Source organism: Azospirillum canadense, assembly GCF_025961225.1.
In the GTDB taxonomy this organism is placed as follows: domain Bacteria; phylum Pseudomonadota; class Alphaproteobacteria; order Azospirillales; family Azospirillaceae; genus Azospirillum; species Azospirillum canadense.
The window spans coordinates 60,725-78,264 of record NZ_JAOQNG010000005.1 but is presented as its reverse complement, the minus strand read 5'-3'; the positions used below and the strand labels follow the sequence as shown (position 1 = coordinate 78,264).

At 62.8% G+C, this 17,540-nt stretch carries 18 protein-coding genes; 8 read left to right on the top strand and 10 right to left on the bottom strand.

From position 1 onward, the window contains the following. Positions 1-215 precede the first annotated feature (215 nt). Complete coding sequence (locus M2351_RS24980; RefSeq protein WP_264658775.1) at positions 216-818, bottom strand: LysE family translocator; 603 nt, start codon at positions 816-818, stop codon at positions 216-218. A gap of 128 nt (positions 819-946) precedes the next feature. On the opposite strand from M2351_RS24980, the gene M2351_RS24975 reads away from it, so the two are divergent. Next, positions 947-1,399 (top strand): Lrp/AsnC family transcriptional regulator, encoded by a 453-nt coding sequence (locus tag M2351_RS24975; RefSeq protein WP_264658774.1) that lies wholly within the window; start codon positions 947-949, stop codon positions 1,397-1,399. Between the two features lie 247 nt (positions 1,400-1,646). On the opposite strand, the gene M2351_RS24970 is transcribed toward M2351_RS24975, so the two are convergent. From M2351_RS24970 to M2351_RS24955, 4 genes are all read right to left on the bottom strand, one after another. Next, positions 1,647-3,245, bottom strand: coding sequence for an acyl-CoA dehydrogenase family protein (locus tag M2351_RS24970; protein WP_264658773.1), 1,599 nt, complete (start codon positions 3,243-3,245; stop codon positions 1,647-1,649). Then, positions 3,137-3,514 carry a helix-turn-helix domain-containing protein gene (locus M2351_RS24965; protein WP_264658772.1) on the bottom strand — a complete coding sequence of 126 codons (378 nt, stop codon included), beginning with the start codon at positions 3,512-3,514 and terminating at the stop codon, positions 3,137-3,139. Before M2351_RS24965 ends, M2351_RS24970 begins: the two co-directional genes overlap by 109 nt. After that, on the bottom strand, positions 3,507-3,776 hold the full coding sequence (locus M2351_RS24960) for a BrnT family toxin (protein WP_264658771.1): 270 nt from the start codon (positions 3,774-3,776) through the stop codon (positions 3,507-3,509). Before M2351_RS24960 ends, M2351_RS24965 begins: the two co-directional genes overlap by 8 nt. Before the next feature lie 239 nt (positions 3,777-4,015). Next, positions 4,016-4,582 (bottom strand): recombinase family protein, encoded by a 567-nt coding sequence (locus M2351_RS24955; RefSeq protein WP_264657650.1) that lies wholly within the window; start codon positions 4,580-4,582, stop codon positions 4,016-4,018. 163 nt (positions 4,583-4,745) lie between these two features. On the opposite strand from M2351_RS24955, the gene M2351_RS24950 reads away from it, so the two are divergent. The 6 genes from M2351_RS24950 (at position 4,746) to M2351_RS24925 (ending at position 12,323) form a co-directional block, all read left to right on the top strand. Further along, the gene (locus tag M2351_RS24950) at positions 4,746-6,221 is read left to right on the top strand and encodes a Mu transposase C-terminal domain-containing protein (RefSeq protein WP_264657651.1); all 1,476 of its coding nucleotides are present in this window, start codon (positions 4,746-4,748) and stop codon (positions 6,219-6,221) included. After that, positions 6,218-7,036 (top strand): AAA family ATPase, encoded by an 819-nt coding sequence (locus M2351_RS24945; RefSeq protein ID WP_264657652.1) that lies wholly within the window; start codon positions 6,218-6,220, stop codon positions 7,034-7,036. The genes M2351_RS24950 and M2351_RS24945 overlap by 4 nt, the downstream gene beginning before the upstream one ends. 90 nt (positions 7,037-7,126) lie before the next feature. Further along, a complete protein-coding gene (locus M2351_RS24940) occupies positions 7,127-7,741 on the top strand; it encodes a recombinase family protein (protein WP_264658770.1) in 615 nt (204 codons plus the stop codon). 322 nt (positions 7,742-8,063) lie between these two features. Continuing rightward, the gene (locus tag M2351_RS24935; protein ID WP_264658769.1) at positions 8,064-10,112 is read left to right on the top strand and encodes an ATP-dependent nuclease; all 2,049 of its coding nucleotides are present in this window, start codon (positions 8,064-8,066) and stop codon (positions 10,110-10,112) included. Next, complete coding sequence (locus tag M2351_RS24930) at positions 10,109-11,845, top strand: UvrD-helicase domain-containing protein (RefSeq protein ID WP_264658768.1); 1,737 nt, start codon at positions 10,109-10,111, stop codon at positions 11,843-11,845. The genes M2351_RS24935 and M2351_RS24930 overlap by 4 nt, the downstream gene beginning before the upstream one ends. Positions 11,846-12,128: 283 nt before the next feature. Then, on the top strand, positions 12,129-12,323 hold the full coding sequence (locus tag M2351_RS24925) for a hypothetical protein (RefSeq protein WP_264658767.1): 195 nt from the start codon (positions 12,129-12,131) through the stop codon (positions 12,321-12,323). Between the two features lie 30 nt (positions 12,324-12,353). Here M2351_RS24925 and M2351_RS24920 read toward each other — a convergent pair whose 3' ends face one another. Further along, positions 12,354-12,977 carry a hypothetical protein gene (locus M2351_RS24920; protein ID WP_264658766.1) on the bottom strand — a complete coding sequence of 208 codons (624 nt, stop codon included), beginning with the start codon at positions 12,975-12,977 and terminating at the stop codon, positions 12,354-12,356. A gap of 8 nt (positions 12,978-12,985) precedes the next feature. Beyond that, positions 12,986-13,795, bottom strand: coding sequence for a helix-turn-helix domain-containing protein (locus tag M2351_RS24915; RefSeq protein ID WP_264658765.1), 810 nt, complete (start codon positions 13,793-13,795; stop codon positions 12,986-12,988). 838 nt (positions 13,796-14,633) lie between these two features. Between M2351_RS24915 and M2351_RS24910 the strand changes: the two genes are divergently transcribed. Further along, a complete protein-coding gene (locus M2351_RS24910; protein ID WP_264658764.1) occupies positions 14,634-15,899 on the top strand; it encodes a plasmid replication protein in 1,266 nt (421 codons plus the stop codon). Between the two features lie 191 nt (positions 15,900-16,090). Here M2351_RS24910 and M2351_RS24905 read toward each other — a convergent pair whose 3' ends face one another. From M2351_RS24905 to M2351_RS24895, 3 genes are read right to left on the bottom strand one after another with little or no spacing between them, the layout of a single operon-like run. Continuing rightward, positions 16,091-16,291 (bottom strand): hypothetical protein, encoded by a 201-nt coding sequence (locus M2351_RS24905; protein ID WP_264658763.1) that lies wholly within the window; start codon positions 16,289-16,291, stop codon positions 16,091-16,093. A gap of 4 nt (positions 16,292-16,295) precedes the next feature. Further along, positions 16,296-16,859 carry a ribbon-helix-helix domain-containing protein gene (locus M2351_RS24900; RefSeq protein ID WP_264658762.1) on the bottom strand — a complete coding sequence of 188 codons (564 nt, stop codon included), beginning with the start codon at positions 16,857-16,859 and terminating at the stop codon, positions 16,296-16,298. Next, complete coding sequence (locus tag M2351_RS24895; RefSeq protein WP_264658761.1) at positions 16,856-17,476, bottom strand: GNAT family N-acetyltransferase; 621 nt, start codon at positions 17,474-17,476, stop codon at positions 16,856-16,858. Before M2351_RS24895 ends, M2351_RS24900 begins: the two co-directional genes overlap by 4 nt. Positions 17,477-17,540: the final 64 nt, after the last annotated feature.

The window sequence follows — 17,540 nt, the reverse complement described above, 5'->3', positions numbered from 1 at the left end:
ACGCGGCTGGTCGCGGCGCATGTTGGCCCATCCGAACGGCAGCAGGATAAGCAGGGCGATGAGCTGCCGGGCGCAGGCCAGCATCATTGGTGGCACGTCCTGGCTAGCGGCGCGGCCGACGACGAAGTTGCCGGCCCATAGGAGCGGAGGCAGCGCGAGCGTCGCCCAGGCGGCCCACGAAGACCGCGGATGCCCTCCCTGAATCGATGCGTTCGTCATGATGCAAACCGCTCCGCAACGATGAGGATGGCGATGCCGATCATGGCCATGCCGGAAAGCTGACCAACCAGGCGTGCCGCCGTCGGACGGGTCCGCAACACGACCTTGGATCCAACGCCGACCAGGGAATAAACCAGAGCGCAGTTGACGATTTGAACGAACCCCATGGCCGTGATTTGCCCGGCAATGGACCACGGTGCCGTTGGGCTCGTGAACTGAGGAAGAAGCGCCAGGAACAGCAGCAGCGCCTTCGGATTCATGCCGCTGATGCCGAATCCACGAAGGATCCAGCCGAGCCGGGTGCCTTTCTGGTCCGTACCCGCCGTCGGCACCGGCGGATGCATCAGAACCCCGAAGCCGAGCCACAGCAAATATCCGGCGCCGAAGACGGTCAGGACCGTGAGGACGGCGGGCAGGCTCGCGACCAGAGCACCGACCCCTGCCGCCACCACGAGCGTTATCATCAGATAGCCGAGCAGCATGCCGGTCACGGCAGGGGCGATCGCTCTGTCACGCAAGCCGGCGGAAATCGCGTACGCCCAATCCGCTCCCGGCGTCATCACCAGTGCAAAGGAGACGGCCCAGAACGCCGCCAGCATCCCTGTGTCCATTGTCCGCCCATCCTTTTCCAGGCACGCGAGCCACGAACGCGAAGATAGCGTGAGCGTCGAGGGAAGTGCTCCCTAACTCTTGCCCAAGAGCGGGCGAATGAGGCAAAATCTCCCGCATGGATGACACGGACCGGAAAATCCTTGCTGAACTGCAGAAAGACGGACGACTTTCTGTTACGGAGCTTGGCGACCGTATCGGGCTCAGCCTTTCGCCGTGCCATCGCCGCGTGCGGGCGCTCGAACAGGCCGGCGTGATCCGCGGCTACCGGGCGAACATCGACCCGGCCTCCGTCGGTCTTACGTTTTCCGCGATCGTGTTCGTGACGCTGCGGGAAGCAAACAAGGACAGCGTGACGCAATTTGAGAACGCGTTGTGGAGCATCCAGGAAATTACCGATGCGCAACGCCTGTTCGGCGATCCGGACTATATGGTTCATGTTGTCACAAAGGACCTGACGAGTTTCCAGCGCCTCTACGACGAGAGGCTGTCGGCTCTGCCGAGCGTGTTGCGTTTGACATCAACGCTTGTGATGAAGAGCATTTTTCAAAACAGGCCGCTTCCGATTTGATCATCCAGTTCCAGGGATGGCCATCGTTCTCGGCCCAATCGGCCTCACCGTTGTTTGCTGGGCAAACGTCATGACATCCCTCGTCCTGCGCATATGTCCGTAGGGTCGATGCCTGCGGTCGCTGACGTCAAGGTCAGCGACCGCAGGCATCGACGCGGGGCACGCTTTTAGGGCGATGTCGTGCCAACGTCCCCGTCTCTCAGCGCCGCCACCCATCCGGCACCGCAGAGGGACGATCCCGCCAGCGTCAGCATCCCTCGGTGACCATCGCGCGTTGCACGATGGTCTTGGCGACGGGCTGGGTGACGGTTACCGCCAGGGTGCCATAATGGCAACCCCACGCCCCCGCAACGCCCGGGTTTCGCGTGCTGAGGAAAACATCAGCCACCTCTTGGGTGCTGTGTCGCAGCAGTTCGGCCCCCTGAAGCACCCGCGCCACCGCTTCGGTCATCGGGCGAGCGAGAAACTCATCCGCCCCCGCCTCGCGGACCAAGCGCTCGGCGTGCTGGACCATCGCGTCGAAGCGTGCGTCCTGACCGGCCAGGGGCCGGACTTCATCGAACAGAGCGTCGATCGTGCGCGGGTCCTTCAGCATAGCGCGGCGCACGTCCATGCACATCATATTGGCGGTGCCTTCCCAGACGCTGTTGAGCGGGGCTTCCCGATACAAACGCGCCATCGGGTTTTCCTCAATGAAGCCATTGCCGCCATGGCATTGCAGCGCCTCGTAGGCGACGGAGGGCGCGCGCGAGCAGTTGAAAAACTTCGCGGTGGGTGTTGCCACACGGGCGAGCAGCCTTTCCTGCTCGACACTCGCCAGCTGGTCCGTGGCCTTGGCCACGCGGAGCGCCATCAGGGTCGCCGCTTCGACCTCCACGGCCAAGTCCGCCAGCACATTGGTCATCATCGGGCGGTCAGCGATCGTCGTGCCGAAGGCGTTGCGGGTCGTGGTGTGCCTCAGCGCAAGCGTCAGCGACTGGCGCATCAGGCCGGCCGAGCCGATGGCGAAGTCCAGCCGGGTCAGATGCGCATGAGACAGGATCTCCCGAATGCCCCGGCCCTCCTCACCGACGCGAATGGCCAAGGTTCCGGCATATTCCACTTCGCTCGATGCGTTGGACTTGTTGCCGGCCTTGTCCTTGAGGCGCTGCACGAAGAAGCGGTTGTAGCTCCCATCGGGAAGCGTGCGCGGGAGAAAGAAGCAGGTCACCTCGCCGTCGACCTTGGCCAAGGTGAAGAAGCCATCGGACTGCGGCACCGAACAGAACCATTTGTGGCCGGTCAACTCGTACCAGTGCGCCGTCGTCCCATGGTAGTCAGCCGAATGCGAGTAGCGGGCCGTGGTCTGTGTCTCGCGGAGATCCGAGCCGCCCTGCTTCTCGGTCATCGCGTAGCCGATCACGACGGATGGCTTGTCACCCACCTCCTTGCGGCTGAACTCGTACTCGGTGCCCTTGGCTTTTTCTGCCCAGATGGCCAGGGCCGGTTCGGCCTCGAAGCCTGCATAAGAGGCGTAAGCCATGCCCGTCGGGCACGCGGTTCCTTGTTCTACCTGGTTCCAAAGGTAAGACAGGACGGCGCGGGCAAAGTGACCGTTCTTCTGGTTGGTGCGCCAGGCCAGATTGGGAACCTCGTGCTTCCACGCCAGCGACATCAGCTCGTGCCAACTCGGGTCCTTTCGCGGCCAAAGAAAAGGCCGCCCGAAGGCGGCCTGGTTAGCAGGACGGGGAAGGGCGGTCAGGCGGCGACGGCGCGCACCGCGTCGGCCACCATGTCGGGGGCCTGGTCGATCAGCAGCAGCAGCACGCGGGCCTGCGCGTCGGGCTGCTTGCGCCCCTGCTCCCAATCGCGCACCGCGCCGATCGAGAACCCGAAGCGGGCGGCAAATTCAGCCTGGGTTAGATCGAGCTTGCCGCGGATCGCCCGCACGGCCACGCCGCCGGACGGGTGCACCACGCGCAGCGCTTCCGGAGGCGCGTTGCCGAGGTCCACGGCGTCGGGGTTGGCGGCGATCTGGCGTGCAATGTCGTCGTCGGTCATGGCGTCGATGGCTTTCCAGTCCATCGCCGCCAGGGCGGCCTGGGCCGCCGGTGAGAGCTTGGTCGTGTCAGCCATAGCGGCGTTCCTCGCGTTTGTTGGCCTTGCGGAAAGAGATGATCCAGCGGGTGCGCCCTTCATCCCGCCACGTGTACACGCACTGGAACAGGCGGCCGTTGATGCGGCCATAGGCCTGGATGCGGACTTCGCCATATTCGCGACGGATGTCCGTCACTTCCTGCACCGGGCCGGTGAAGAGGACCTCCGCCAGTTCGAACGGCACGCCGTGGTTGGCGAGGTTCAGGGCGGCCTTGGCGGGGTTCCAGCGGTGCGTGATCATGAGAAGGAATATACGGCTGGGCCGTAGCGGCGTCGAGTGGAAAAGTGCGGCCTACCCGTACTTTCTGTGTGTACCGGAGCCTGTCAAGCCGCCTTTGCGGCGCCGTGCCGCAACCGTTCCGTAGTCGCATAAACGAGCGGTTATGCGACAGGATCGGCGCAACCGGGAAGCTGTAGTGGTGTGACCTTCAGAGATAAGTGGCGGTCTTTTTCCAACGCTATGTGGCGCACATGATGTCGCTACCGGGCGAGGGTGCGGTAGACGGTGGGGCGCGAGACCGAGAACAGCTCGGCCAAATCGCTGATTGAGTAGTCACCGGTGTCGTGCATACGGCGCAATTCGCGCTGCTGCTTGTCGGAGAGCTTGGGCTGTTTGCCGCGCAGCTTGCCGCGGGCGCGAGCGATCGCCATGCCCTCGCGCGTACGCAGGCGGATGAGGTCGGCCTCGAATTCGGCAAAGGTGGCGAGGATGTTGAAGAACATCTTCCCCATCGGGTCGGCCGGGTCGTAGACGCTCGAGCCGAGCGCAAGCTTGACGCCACGGGCGACCAGCTCATCGGCGATGGCGCGCGCGTCGGGGACCGAGCGTGCCAGCCGATCAAGCTTCGGCACAACGAGCGTGTCGCCGGCGCGCACGGCGGCGAGCGCCTGGTCGAGCCCTGGCCGGGCCCGGCTCGTGCCGGTCAGCCCATGGTCGGTGTAGATGCGCTCGGGTGGCACGCCGAGGCGCTCAAGCGCGGCCCGCTGGGCGGCGAGGTCCTGCTTGTCGGTCGAGCAGCGGGCATAACCGATGGTGATCGCGGACATGGCCGAAGCGTACGATTGGGGCCCCTTCAATGAAAGGATCATCGTACCATCTCAATGAGATAGAAAGCTCCGTGATCCGAACGGCATGGACGGCGCGGTGCGAACCGTCCGTTGAGCGATCCCCTTGCGGACGAAGGGGGATCGCCGGTTTCGGGAGGCGGTCATGGCTCGGGAGAGGACGACGGCTTCGTTCGCGACCCTGACCGAGGAGGGCCAAGCGCAGGCGATGGCGCGCTTCGCCGCCTTGCGGCCGCACCTTGAGGACGGCGTCCCCTTGGCGCGCGCGGCCGCCGACGCCGGCGTGCCACTGCGAACAGCGCAGCGTTGGCTCGCCTGTTACCGCCGGGACGGGCTGGCCAGCCTCGCGCGTCGTAGCCGCAGCGATGCCGGTGCGCGTCGCTCGCCCGACGACCTCGTCACATTGATCGAGGGTATGGGGTTGAAACGGCCGCGACTGTCGGCCGCCGCCATCCACCGTCGGGTCTGTGACGTCGCCGCGGCGCAGGGATGGCGTGCGCCGTCCTACGGCACGGTCCACGCCATCCTCGCGAGCCTGGACCCGGCGATCGTGACGCTCGCGCTGGACGGACCGGTCGCCTACCGCAACCGTTACGAGCTGATCCATCGGCACCGCGCCGAGACGCCCAACGCGCTCTGGCAAGCCGACCACACGCAACTCGACGTCCTCATCCTCGACGAAAGCGGGAAGCCGGCGCGGCCGTGGCTCACCACCGTCATCGACGATCGCTCCCGCGCGATCGCCGGGTACTTGGTGTTCCTCGGCGCGCCTTGTGTGCTCAACACCTGCCTTGCGCTTCGCCATGCGATCTGGCGCAAGGCCGACCCCGCTTGGCCGGTCTGCGGCGTGCCGGACGTTCTCTACGTCGACCACGGCAGCGATTTCACCAGCCGGCACCTTGACCGAGTGGCGGCGGACCTGCGGTTCCAGGTCGTCTACTCCGCCGTCGGCCGCCCACAGGGTCGGGGCAAAGTCGAGCGCCTGTTCGGCACGCTCAACACCGAGCTGTTGCCCGAACTGCCTGGGTATCTTGTCAAGGAAAGGCCCGCATCGCCCCCGACACTGTCGCTGGCGCGGCTCGACCATGAGGTCGGCGCCTTCATCGCCGGCACCTACCACGCCCGCATCCACGGCGAGATTGGTGAGACACCGCTCGACGCGTGGCGTAGCGAGGGCTTTCTGCCCCGCCTTCCCGACAGCCTCGAGGACCTCGACCTCCTGCTGGTCCAGCATGCCGAGCCGCGCCGCGTGCGGCGTGACGGCGTCCGCTTCCAAGGACTGCGCTACGTCGCCCCGACGCTCGCAGGCTTCATCGGCGAGGCGGTCACCGTCCGCTACGACCCCCGCGACCTGTCCGAGATCCGGCTCTTCCACCGCGGCGGCTTCCTCTGCCGCGCGGTGAGCGAGGAACACGCCGGGGAGGTGGTGACGCTCAAGGACATCCAGGCGGCCCGACGTGCTCATCGCCGGTCCTTGCGCACCGCGATCAACGAGCGCGTGGCGAAGGTGGCCGACTTCCTGCCCCACCACGACCAGCCGTCGAGGCAGGTCCCACCGCCGCGACCGGCGGCCTCACCGGCCCGGCCGCGGTTGCGTCTCTACGAGGAGGATGATCCGTGACCGGTGGCGAGCGGACAGGTGCGTTCATCGCGACGAAGGAACACCGGCGCTTTTCCGAGTTCGCCGATGCCGTGCGCAAGCACCGCTATATCGGCCTTTGCTTCGGTGCTGCCGGCGTCGGCAAGACCCTGTCGGCGCGGCGCTACGCGAAGTGGGATGTTGCCGAGCCCCTGCTCGTCGAATGGGGGCCACGCCAGCCGTCCGATGCCAAGGTGTACGCGGCGGTCGCCGGGACCCGGACCGTCTTCTACACGCCCACGGTCTGCTGCCCGTTTCGCGAGCTGCGCGACGGCATCGACACGCTGGTCACGCGGGCGGGCGTCTGCATCGACGCGCACCTGCACCGCGAGGACCTCATTCGCACGGGATTCACCCCCAATCCCGCCGAGTTGCTCATCGTCGATGAGGCCGAGCGGCTCTCGACCCCGGCGCTCGAGCACCTGCGCGACGTGTTCGACAGAACCGGCATCGGCGTGATCCTCATCGGCATGCCCGGCATCGAGAAGCGCCTGGCGCGCTACCCGCAGCTCTACAGCCGCGTCGGGTTTGCCCATCACTACCGCCCTTTGAAGGGCGACGAACTCGCCTTCGTGCTCACCCGCCACTGGCGGCAGCTCGGGCTTGCCCTCGACGAGGCCGACTTCACCGATGCCCAGGCCATGGCGTCAATCGCGCGGATCACGGGCGGCAATTTCCGCCTGCTCCATCGCCTGTTCGTCCAAATCGGGCGCATCCTGAAAATCAACGGCCTGTCTGTGATCACCGACGATGTGGTCGAGGCCGCGCGGAGTACGCTCGTCATCGGCGCCACATAGCGCTGGAGAAAGACCGCCACTTATCTCTGAAGGTCACACTGTAGTGGCGCCTGTTGCAAAACCTGTCGCGTTATGCTGTCGTGAAAGGGCATGGACCAAACGCGACACAACAGCCTCGCGCCGCATCTGATCGGTTACGCCCGCGTCTCGACCGAAGATCAGCGGCTCGATCTCCAGCTCGCCGCTCTGGCGGCCGCCGGGGTGGCCGAGGCCGATGTGTGGAGCGACAAGGCAAGCGGGGTGCGCTCCGACCGTCCCGGCTTGGCTGGCGCCCTGAAGGCATGCCGCCGCGGTGACGTACTGGTGGTGTGGCGCCTCGACCGCCTGGCGCGCAGCACCGCCGAGCTGCTGAAGATCGCCGACCAGTTCCAGGCGCGCGGCGTAGTGCTGCGCAGCTTGACGGAATCCATCGATACGGGCGGCGCGGTCGGTCGCTTGGTGTTCACGGTGATCAGCGCCATGGCCGAGTTCGAGCGCAACCTCATCAGCGAGCGGACCAAGGCCGGTATGGCGGCTGCGCGGGAAAAGGGTCGGCGCGGCGGCCGACCATCCAAGCTGACCGACCGTCAGCTCGTTATGGCCGAACGGCTGTTGGGCGATCCGGCGGTGACTGGCCAGCAGGTTGCCGACCAGTTCGGCGTGCATCGGGGGACCTTGTATCGGGCGCTTGCCGAGTATCGGCGACGGCGCGAACCTAAATCGTGAAAGGGCGCTCTCGGCCTATTTCACGAGGCGCATCATAGAAATGCGCCATCATCTGCTTTTCAATGTCGATAGCCGTTCGTCGACGCAGTGGCTGGCAACCTGGCCGACTGTGTTCGAGGTCGGCAAAGCGCCATTTGCGGGCCTTCAAAAAGCCCGTACTCGGGAGTTTGTCGCGCATTAAGGCGTCGGACCACCTCTCGCTTATCAGATATCCGGGAAAGTTCTGCATTGGTTCTTTTGTGAATTGTATAAAAGATTCCGGAAACGACCTTGAAAGTGTATGCTCCTCGCAATAGGGTATCCCTATTAAGGGGGGGGTAATATGATCAAATTGATATGCGTACGTGTCGAAGGCTTCCGCCTGCTCGAAAACGTGGAGATCGCCGTCGAACCGAATGCGACAGTGATCGTCGGTCGGAACAATAGCGGGAAGACCTCCCTCACCGACGTGTTCGATCGCTTCCTTGGCGAACAGAATGGTCGCTTTCGACTGGAGGATTTCGCGGCTACGGTCAGACCGAAGTTCCTTGCTGCCAAGAAACTCCGCGACGCAAGAGAAAGCACTCCCGACACCATTCTTGCGGAGTTGCCTGTCATCGCCCTGACCTTGACCTTCTCCTATGATCAAAACGCTGGGGATCTTGGGCCCTTGTCACCGTTTATCATTGACCTCGATCCCAACTGTTCAACAGCGATTGCACGTATCGAATACTCGCCCTCCCTGAACACTCTTTCCGCGCTCCTAGATCTCCCCGAGATTCAGGATGGCGAGAACCTTGCCGAAGCGCTTTTCCATCATCTGCGAGATGCGATTCCAAGGACTTATTCGATCAAAACATTCGCGATCGACCCGACGGATAAAAATAATCGCCGAGCCTTTGACAAATCAGCAGAACTCATGGCCCTCATTCATACGGGCTTTGTCAAAGCGCAGCGGACGCTTGATATTGGGAAACGTGGTGATACCGACGTGATCGGAAAGTTACTCAATAAACTATTCAGAACTGCAAATACTTTTACTGCGCCAACTTCTGATCAGCAGATTGCCGAAGAACTAAAGTCATCAGTTTTCGAACTCGAAAAAGTAATGCAGGAGGAATTTGACGGACGCTTGAAGGATTTGTTGCCGGCTTTGAACACGTTTGGCTTTCCAAGCCTGAACGATACAGAGCTGAGACCGCAAACCACCATTAACGTCGAAAGCCTTCTGACCGACAACACCCGCATCCTCTATACAGGTGTGGACGGGGTTCACTTGCCCGAGGGATACAACGGGCTTGGGACCCGCAATCTCATCTATATCCTGCTTCAGCTCGAAGCACTGCATAAAGCATATCGTAGCTCCGCGATGCGCCCAGGAACGCACCTTGTCTTCATTGAGGAACCAGAGGCTCATCTTCACCCGCAGATGCAGGAAGTCTTCATCGGGCAGTTGAACGAAGCGGTCAAAACGCTTTCGCAGAAGTACCCGCAGGAACCCGTATGGCGGGTACAGTTCATCGTCTCTACTCATTCGTCGCATCTCGCGAACGCGGCTCAATTCGACGCCATTCGGTATTTCTTCAATGAAATAACCGCCCACGAGGGTATTCGTCGAACAAAGGTGAAGGATTTCCGAAGAGGCGCCGAAGCGATAAGTTCGGAGGATCGCCGCTTCCTCCAGCAGTATATGACGCTCACGAAGTGCGATCTATACTTTGCCGACAAAGCCATTATCGTTGAAGGCGCAACTGAGCGGATTTTGATGCCGCGAATCGTGAAGCTTGTGGATATGGACCTGCTGCCGGAGAGCAAGCTGGCCCGCCAGTACATCACGACGATTGAGGCCGGGGGCGCACACGCGCAGGTGTTCTATCCTCTTCTCGAATTTTTGGAGCTGAAGACACTTGTCATCACGGACCTTGACGCGGTGAAGCTGGTTGAATCGCGATGGAAGAAATGCCCTTGCGCCGAGGGACAACGCACGTCAAACGCTGCACTGAAGGCGTGGTTTGGCGATTCGGATGTCTCTATCGAAGCTCTGATCGCAAAGACCGTCCAAGACAAAACTAAGCGGTTCTGCCGCATTGCTTACCAAATGCCTGAGGATGGCTCAGAGCATTGCGCGAGAAGCTACGAGGACGCCCTGATCCTAGCCAATCTCACCGACTTTGGCATCGCGAACGACGCGACCGCAGCTGTAAAAGCGTGGGAAATGGCGCAGGATTTTAGAAAGTCCGAGGAGGCGATCAAGTACGCAATCAGAGAGGAAAATTGGAGCGTACCGAAGTATATAAGAGAAGGGTTAATGTGGCTGTCCGAGCCGCCCCCGCCCCCAGACGAGCCGCCTCCCATCGTTTCGGAAGATGAACTTGAGGTAGTTGCAGCATGACGACGGCAGCACCATCGCCAGCCGTGCTAGCGGCCCAGCAGGCGCAACAGCGTCTTGAGAAATGTCTGGAAGAGGGCAAGAGCTTCCGACTGGAGGCGGGCGCAGGCGCAGGGAAGACCTATTCCTTGGTAGCAGCGCTTAAGAAGCTGATCGCCGAGCGGGGGCCCGGATTGATGCACGCAGGCCAGCAGGTCGCCTGCATCACTTATACTGAGGTCGCCCGGAACGAGATCGCTCAAGAGATCGAAGAACATCCTGCGATTCTAGTGAACACCATTCACGGTTTCAGCTGGTCCTTTATCTCCCGCTTTCAGAAGCAACTTCGAACGATGGTCGCTGCACAGGAGGCAAAGCGCGAGATAATAGAGACTGCTGGCGGTATTCATGATCAGGTCGTTGAATATAATCTCGGCTTCTTCGGCATTGATGAAAAGCGGATCAGCCTGCACCACGACGACGTGCCAAAGTTCCTTGCTGAGCTGCTATTGAATAAAAAATTTCGTCAAATATTTAAGAGCATATATCCCATTCTTTTCATCGACGAGTATCAGGATACGGACCCGCTGATAATGAATTCTTTGTCGGAGAATTTTTTCGCGACTGAAAACGGGCCGATTGTTGGGCTCTTTGGAGATCACTGGCAAACAATCTACCGTAAAGACTATCAGCTTGCTGACTTCCCAAATGTTAAAACTATTGATAAGGGCGCGAATTTCCGCTCGGCACCGGTCATTGTTAATGTCCTCAATCAGCTTCGCCCTGAGCTGAAGCAGGCAGTGAACGACGAAGCCGCTCAGGGAGAAGCCCGGTTCTTCCACTGCAACTCTTACTCCGGGGAACGTATCGACTCTCGGAACGGAAAGCAGGACCTACCGCAGGAGGTGTCCGCTCAGTTCATCAACAGTCTCAAGATTACACTTAAGGAAGGGGGGTGGGATTTCGATCCTGTTCGGACCAAGATTTTGATGTTGACGCACAATGCCATTGCCGCCGAGCGTGGCTATCCTAATCTCGCTAATATATTCGAACATAAAGAAGCGTTTTCCAAAAAAGAAGATGCCACAATCGCATTTCTTGCAGACACCGTTGAGCCGATTTGTAACGCTTATTTATCCGGGAATTTCGGCGAGATGTTCCGCTTCATGGGCGGGGCGCCAACAATACAAAATTTGGTTGAGAAGGTTGAATGGCGTACTCAGCTGGATCAGCTTATCGCACTACGTGAAAATGGGACCATCGGCGAAGTACTCAACCTTCTAAAGGAAACGAAACGTCCCCGGCTTTCTAGCAGAGTGTTTGACCGAGAGAATGAGATTGACATGCTTGGCCCTGAAGAGACGGAGGGCGAGTCAAATTCGCTGAAGCGTCAGCGTCAGCTTCGGAACGTCGCCTACAAAGAACTTGTCGTACTTGTTGAATTCATTAACGGATTCACTCCGTTTGCGACGCAACACAGCGTCAAAGGGGCAGAATTCGAGAATGTACTCGTTATTTTGAGCGGTGGCTGGAACCACTACAACTGGCCGAAATTTTTAGACCTCCTCCATGCCAGAGTTATCCCCTCCAAAGATCAAGCGGGTTTCTTGCGCGCCCGGAACCTTTTCTATGTCGCGCTTTCGCGACCAAAAAAGCGGCTCGCGGTGCTCGCCACTCAAACGCTGAACCAAAATGCGTTGGAGGCGACAGCTCAGCTCTTTGGTGCGAAGAACGTTGTAGCTCTTCCTGTTCCGTGACGCCTGCGTTTGTGAGCGGTCACAGAGGCGCCTACTAGTTCTTGGGTCTTGCTCGTGGCGCTTTGCCGGCCTGAACGACGGTCCTCTTTGGGTCAGAAGCTGACATTCAGCCTGTCGTGAAAAGGGGCGATCGTGGCTGTGGCGGCTCGGTTGGCTTGCCGCTCACCACTGCTGGCGCGTTCGCCATGCGGGTGGTCATTGAATAGACACCGAGCGGCCATCATGCTGTGGCTTGGTCCGGCGATATTCGGCACAATGCCGGCTGGTCCACAGAACGAATGAAATGTCCAAGAATGACTGGACCGGAAAGCTGGTGCAAATCGGAGGTGTGGCATTTCAGCGGTCTGGTCATCCGCTGAAACGGACACCTTTCTCCGTGGCGTTCGAGGGGTTCCTCCTTCCGAATTGCGTGGCCGCACTGTTCGGCATTGAGGTCGAGACGCCGAAACCGACGGAGGCGGAAGTCGCGTTTGCCTGATGGGCGCAGTACCTGACCACCCCCTGCCCTTCACCACATCCGCCGGATCGCCCCCGCCGACAGCGCCGTCACCTCTCCGGCTCGCGCCCGATCCTGCCGACCGGCCTGAACAACCGCCTGCAGCCGCTCGGCCAGCCGGCGCTCGCCGGCGCAGAAATCGTTGCACAAGGCCCGCATCTCCGCGATGGATGGCCGCCACTTCTTGGTCCGGCGCCAGGCCCTCGCCGCGGCGTCGATGGCCCAGGCCGGGTACTCGCCGAGATCCTCGGCCCAGTCCAGCGCCACCAGCCGCTCGGCGTCGGGTGTCATGCCTTTCGCTGGGAAATGGCTGAGCAGGGCAAACACCCGCGCAAGGACGTAGTCCGTCGGCGCCGGGGCCAGGGCCGTCATCACGAGATCGTCCAAGGCACGCTGCGCCATGGCGGCGAGCTGCCCCGTCACGCCGGCCGGCGGGAACCAGGTCTCGGTCATGCCGTCGAAACCGTCATCGGAGAAGCGCGGCCGGCGCTCGACATGGCCGTCGGCCAACAGGTTCCGGAGCGGCGGCGGCAAGGCCCCGATCAGGAGGGCGTGGCGGTCGGCCGCGGGCATGGCCGGGTCGAACGGCAACGGCGAGCGGGGGCTCGGGAAGGCGGTGATGTTCGGGGCGGGCATTGCGGACCTCACGACCAGGACGTGGATGTTGCCGCGGCGCGCTGGCGCAGTTCGGCGGCGGCCGCGGCCCAAGCGTTGAAGCGCTGCTCGGCGGCGGTTTCCCTTGTGCGGCTCGGGGGCACCGCCAAGACGCCGGCGAAGGGCGCGTTGCGGAGGACCGGGGCCTTGCCGGCGGCGGCGTCCTGGGCCAGCCAGGCGCGCCAGGCGGCGGAGATGTCGCGGTAGCGGTAGCCGTGGGCCTGACAGCGGAGGATGAAGCCCTCGACGTGCCGGCCGAGGTCGACCTCGGCATGGCGGCCCCGCGCCCAGGCCAGGTCGTCGGCGGTTGGCATCCAGTCCGCGGGCACATCGCGGACCGGCTCGCGCCCGCCCGAAGCGAGCGAGTCTGGAATCTGTTCAGGATGGAGATGTTCCTGACTCGGTGGGGGACAGGGGGCGTTCGTGACTGAGTCATCCCTGTCGGCGGTCCGCACAGCGCGTTCGGCAGTCTCCAAAGCCCCCTCCCCTTCCTGGACGAACCGCAGGCGGTACAGGCAGGACAGGCGGGCGCCGTCGCGGCCGCGGCGATGCTCGATGCTCACCAGACCGATGTCCCTGAGCCCTTGTAGGATGCGGTTGACCGTCGGGCGCGAGCGCTTCAGCTTGGCGGCCAAGGTCGACTGCGATGGCCAGCACAGGCCGGTCTCGTCGGCGAAGGTGGCCAAGGCGGCCAGGACGGCGAAGCCGTCGGCGTCCAGGTCCGGGTGCTCCAGCCACCAAGCCGGGATGCGGCCCCAACGCCCAGTATCGGGCAGATCGGCAACGCTTGTGGTTGGCATCGAGAAATTCCCCAAGGTGTGGAGCCGGACAGGCCGGCGATCTTGTGGAGCAGGATTCCTCATGTCCCGGCGTCGAGGCGAATCGCGGGTTTTCCAGACATGTCGTTCGCCCCCGCGCATGGATCGTAAAAACTCGCGAATGGAGCGGAAAAACCCGCGACCCTGTCGCGAAAACTCGCGGTTCCCTCCCGAATCGGAACATGGGGTGCTGGACCATCCGGTGGGTGTGCCCAGCGGAACCACGGGACCTCCAGTGGAATGTCGTGAAAACTCGCGATTCCTCCCAGACGGTCCGGGATTGGCGCCACAGCGGTGGACAGCGCCCCTGTCGTGAAAACTCGCGATTGGGCTTCGGTTCGTAAGGGGGCCATGGCGGAAAAACCCGCGGTTGGCCGCGACGCCAAGGCCTGCGGGGCCAGCATGTCGGAAAAACCCGCGGTATGGTGGTGGCCGGTGGTGCCGTCATCGGCCCGTGTCGGAAAAACTCGCGATCCTCCCAAGGCGGGTCAACCGCCGGCCTCCGATGACGTGGATGTCGTAAAAACCCGCTGTTGAGGCCATCTCCGCCGACCGAGAGGAATAGCGCCCCAGGCACATGTCGGGAAAACTCGCGATTTGCTGAACACGGGTAGGCTGGTGTTCCTCGATTCGTGCGCCGGGCCTTCCAACAGGTCCGGTCGCTAGGACGCCGTCCAGAGAATCGCGAGTTTTTACGCTATGATCGCGGGCTGTCACGACAGGACCGCGAGTTTTTACGACACCTCCGAAGGCGGCCGGCGGAGGGGTGTGCTTGCCGGGGGTCGGCCCGGGTCTGTATGGTCATGGGCAGGAGGCACGCATGAGCAACAGCAAGACATCGACCACAGCGGCGCAGTTGGTGCTGTTCGAGCACGAGGACCGCTCCCAGTCCCATCTGATTGCGATGTACGATGTCGCGCCGCGCTTTGTCTTCCCAGCCCGCGGCCCAAGCGGTCGTGACGAAGTCGCCGCTGGCGAGGTGCAGACCTCCAAGGACCATTTCGTCAAGTCGGTGCACCGAGACTTCGTCTTCCAGGGGCGGTCGTACCGGCTGACGCTGCAACCCGCCCGCATCTACCGCGCGCCGCCGAAGAAGGATGGTGACGCGGCCGTTCCGGCCACCGCACAGGACCCGTCGACGATGGTCGAGGTGGAGGTCTTCCCCGGCGAACGGGAGCAGATCGTAGAACAGGTGATCCGGCGGCTGGCCATGGACCGCTCGCGCCTGTCGCTGGCCGGCGAGAACCGGGACAAGGTCCAGATGCGGTTCTCGCTGTACGAGATTAAGCGGGAACTCCGGGCCGTGAACCGCACGCTCGATTTGACCAACATCCGCGAGGCGCTGGACGTCTTAGCCCGCGCCCGCATCATCATTTCTAGGGGCCCGGACGCGGGCCGCAAGCCCGGGCGCGGGTCGAACCTGCTCGAATCGACGGCGTTCCCGGTGATGGCGATCCGCGGGCGCTCCGATCCCGCGGAAGAGGAAGAGACCACCGAGGAGACCTTCCTGGAGTTCAATCCGCTGGTCTCGTCGGCGATCCGAAACCTGGAGTTCCAGCCGGTTTCTTACCGGTGGCTGATGAAATTGAAGAGCCCGGTCTCGCGCTGGCTCTACAACCGCCTATCGGTCGAGTACGGCGAGGCCAGCGACATTGGGGCCTTGTTCGCCTGCGACGTCCAACCGGTGACGCTCACCGCGGACGAGATCGTCAAGTACAGCGGGATGAACGAGTGGAGCCGTCGGCGCGACACGCTGCGCGTTGTGACCGCCGCAGTCGACGCGTTGGTCGAAGAGGGCATCCTGGACCGCGTCGAAAAGGACTTTGACAAGCAGGGCAAGCGGATCGACGACATCACCTACATCATGACGCCGTCGAAGGAGTTCATGGCCCAGTTGCGCCGCGCCAAACAGTTGGAGGCGGCCAATGCGTCGGTCCTGCAGGCGATTGCGGGCAGCGGAAACCGGCCCGACGGCTTCGTGCCGGTCTCCCCCACGCAGGCGACGGAGACGCGCCAGCGTCGCGTAAAGCGCCTAAGCGCGGACGAGAACGATGCTCCGCTCCTGCGCCTCGGCGGGCAGGGCTGAGGCTGACCGCCCACAGGTCCTCGCGCCCGAAATCCACAAACTCGCGATCACGGACGAGCGTTTTAGCCGGACTCCGGTGGCATACTGCAGCCAACGGCGTGCTGTCATCGGAACGAGGTGGACGGCATGGCTCTGGCGCGGGCTCAACCGCAACAACAACCGGGACGGACCGAGGGTCGTGAAGGACGACATTAACGACCAAGGTCGTTGCCGTCCGCTGCAGTCCGAACGATGTCGAAATCTAAGCGGCCGTCGTCCTTGAACTTATCACCGCCGAAATGAATAACTTTCACGTTGGCCAAGGCCAGCGGGTTGGCGGGCGCGTCGAACACCGGTGCCGTGGTATCGAAAAGGTATGGCGATGGCCCGCCGAACGGCCGACCATCGGTCATACAGTCAATGCGGACGACACTGCAAGGCGCTATCGGGTGTGACCACAATGTGGAGCAAGTCGCGCAGGGCTTGCCCGGCGAGGACATCCGACCGCGGTTCCCACGGCGCCAGGCGGCCCCATTGCGAACGGGCGGCGGCGGCCAGGGTGACCACGTCGGTGTGGTCGCGCGACAGCTCCAAGACCAGAGCGATGCGCCGCGGTGTCATCTCCGGCGCCAAGCGATCCCGCATCCGCATCACCGCCGCCTCGACCGCGCCTGTCGCCTTCGGACTGATCGCCGTCAGAGCCCGATCCAGAACCGTCATCGGCTCCGCGTCGCGGTCATCGCACGCCGCGCGCCAGTATTCGACGATGAAGAGGCGCACGGCGTTGGTCAGGCCAAGCGCCCGGTCGCGGCGCGCTTCGATGCGGCTGGCGAGCGCGTTGCGGGGGCACCCGGTGGCGCGGCAGACCGCGTCATAAGCGTCCCACAGGCCCTGCTCCAGCCGCACGGAGGTCTCACGCCCAGGCACGCGCAGGCGGCGGCTGTGTAAGGCGCTTTCTTCGAGATCGATGCGGATCGTCATGCCGCCACCCGCGAGACGGAACGGCGCTCCATGAGCCGCGATTCCGGCAGCAACAGCGCCGCCTCATACGCCGGGTGTCCCGGGCCGGCGGCCAGAGCAGGATGCGCGGTCTCCGTCAGATGGATCTGTATCGGCACAACCGCCTCGCCGTGGTACGGCACCGGCGCGCCGACAACCTTGGCACCACGCCGGTCCCAAAACTTCAGCCCGCGCTCGCGCGTCATGCCCGAAGCGCGGGTGTAGCCCTTGGCCGCAATAAGGTCCAGGGCGAACTCAACCAGCCGCCGCAGCACGGGGAGGCTGCGGTGCTCCTCACGGATGGAGAGGCGTTCAAAGCGGGCTTCGTCGCGCAACCAGCGCAGACGCAGCGTTCCCACCGGCTCGTCACCGCTGAACACGATCAAATGCGTGCAGGAGAAGTCATTCTCGTCGTAATGCTCAGAATAGACGGCTCCCGGCATAGTCAGCCAAACCGTCGCGCGAATGACCATGCAGGCCATGAGGTCGTCATGGCCGCGGGCAACCTGCACGCGGATGTGATTGTACCGGCGCGACGTGCTCGTTGCCGAAACAGCGGTGGCAGGGGTCTCTGAGAGGAAGAAAGAACCGTCGGGCATTGCGGCGTCTCGCTGCGAATTGCTGTGTGCACACGATGGTATGCCGCGGTAGAGTACGATCGTA

What these genes read in the sequence shown, in the direction of transcription:
- M2351_RS24980 (WP_264658775.1), bottom strand. Translation starts at nt 818, where the DNA reads ATGCTGGCGGCGTTCTGGGCCGTCTCCTTTGCACTGGTGATGACGCCG.
- M2351_RS24975 (WP_264658774.1), top strand. Translation starts at nt 947, where the DNA reads ATGGATGACACGGACCGGAAAATCCTTGCTGAACTGCAGAAAGACGGA.
- M2351_RS24965 (WP_264658772.1), bottom strand. Translation starts at nt 3,514, where the DNA reads ATGGCTGACACGACCAAGCTCTCACCGGCGGCCCAGGCCGCCCTGGCG.
- M2351_RS24960 (WP_264658771.1), bottom strand. Translation starts at nt 3,776, where the DNA reads ATGATCACGCACCGCTGGAACCCCGCCAAGGCCGCCCTGAACCTCGCC.
- M2351_RS24955 (WP_264657650.1), bottom strand. Translation starts at nt 4,582, where the DNA reads ATGTCCGCGATCACCATCGGTTATGCCCGCTGCTCGACCGACAAGCAG.
- M2351_RS24950 (WP_264657651.1), top strand. Translation starts at nt 4,746, where the DNA reads ATGGCTCGGGAGAGGACGACGGCTTCGTTCGCGACCCTGACCGAGGAG.
- M2351_RS24940 (WP_264658770.1), top strand. Translation starts at nt 7,127, where the DNA reads ATGGACCAAACGCGACACAACAGCCTCGCGCCGCATCTGATCGGTTAC.
- M2351_RS24935 (WP_264658769.1), top strand. Translation starts at nt 8,064, where the DNA reads ATGATCAAATTGATATGCGTACGTGTCGAAGGCTTCCGCCTGCTCGAA.
- M2351_RS24930 (WP_264658768.1), top strand. Translation starts at nt 10,109, where the DNA reads ATGACGACGGCAGCACCATCGCCAGCCGTGCTAGCGGCCCAGCAGGCG.
- M2351_RS24925 (WP_264658767.1), top strand. Translation starts at nt 12,129, where the DNA reads ATGTCCAAGAATGACTGGACCGGAAAGCTGGTGCAAATCGGAGGTGTG.
- M2351_RS24920 (WP_264658766.1), bottom strand. Translation starts at nt 12,977, where the DNA reads ATGCCCGCCCCGAACATCACCGCCTTCCCGAGCCCCCGCTCGCCGTTG.
- M2351_RS24915 (WP_264658765.1), bottom strand. Translation starts at nt 13,795, where the DNA reads ATGCCAACCACAAGCGTTGCCGATCTGCCCGATACTGGGCGTTGGGGC.
- M2351_RS24910 (WP_264658764.1), top strand. Translation starts at nt 14,634, where the DNA reads ATGAGCAACAGCAAGACATCGACCACAGCGGCGCAGTTGGTGCTGTTC.
- M2351_RS24905 (WP_264658763.1), bottom strand. Translation starts at nt 16,291, where the DNA reads ATGACCGATGGTCGGCCGTTCGGCGGGCCATCGCCATACCTTTTCGAT.
- M2351_RS24900 (WP_264658762.1), bottom strand. Translation starts at nt 16,859, where the DNA reads ATGACGATCCGCATCGATCTCGAAGAAAGCGCCTTACACAGCCGCCGC.
- M2351_RS24895 (WP_264658761.1), bottom strand. Translation starts at nt 17,476, where the DNA reads ATGCCCGACGGTTCTTTCTTCCTCTCAGAGACCCCTGCCACCGCTGTT.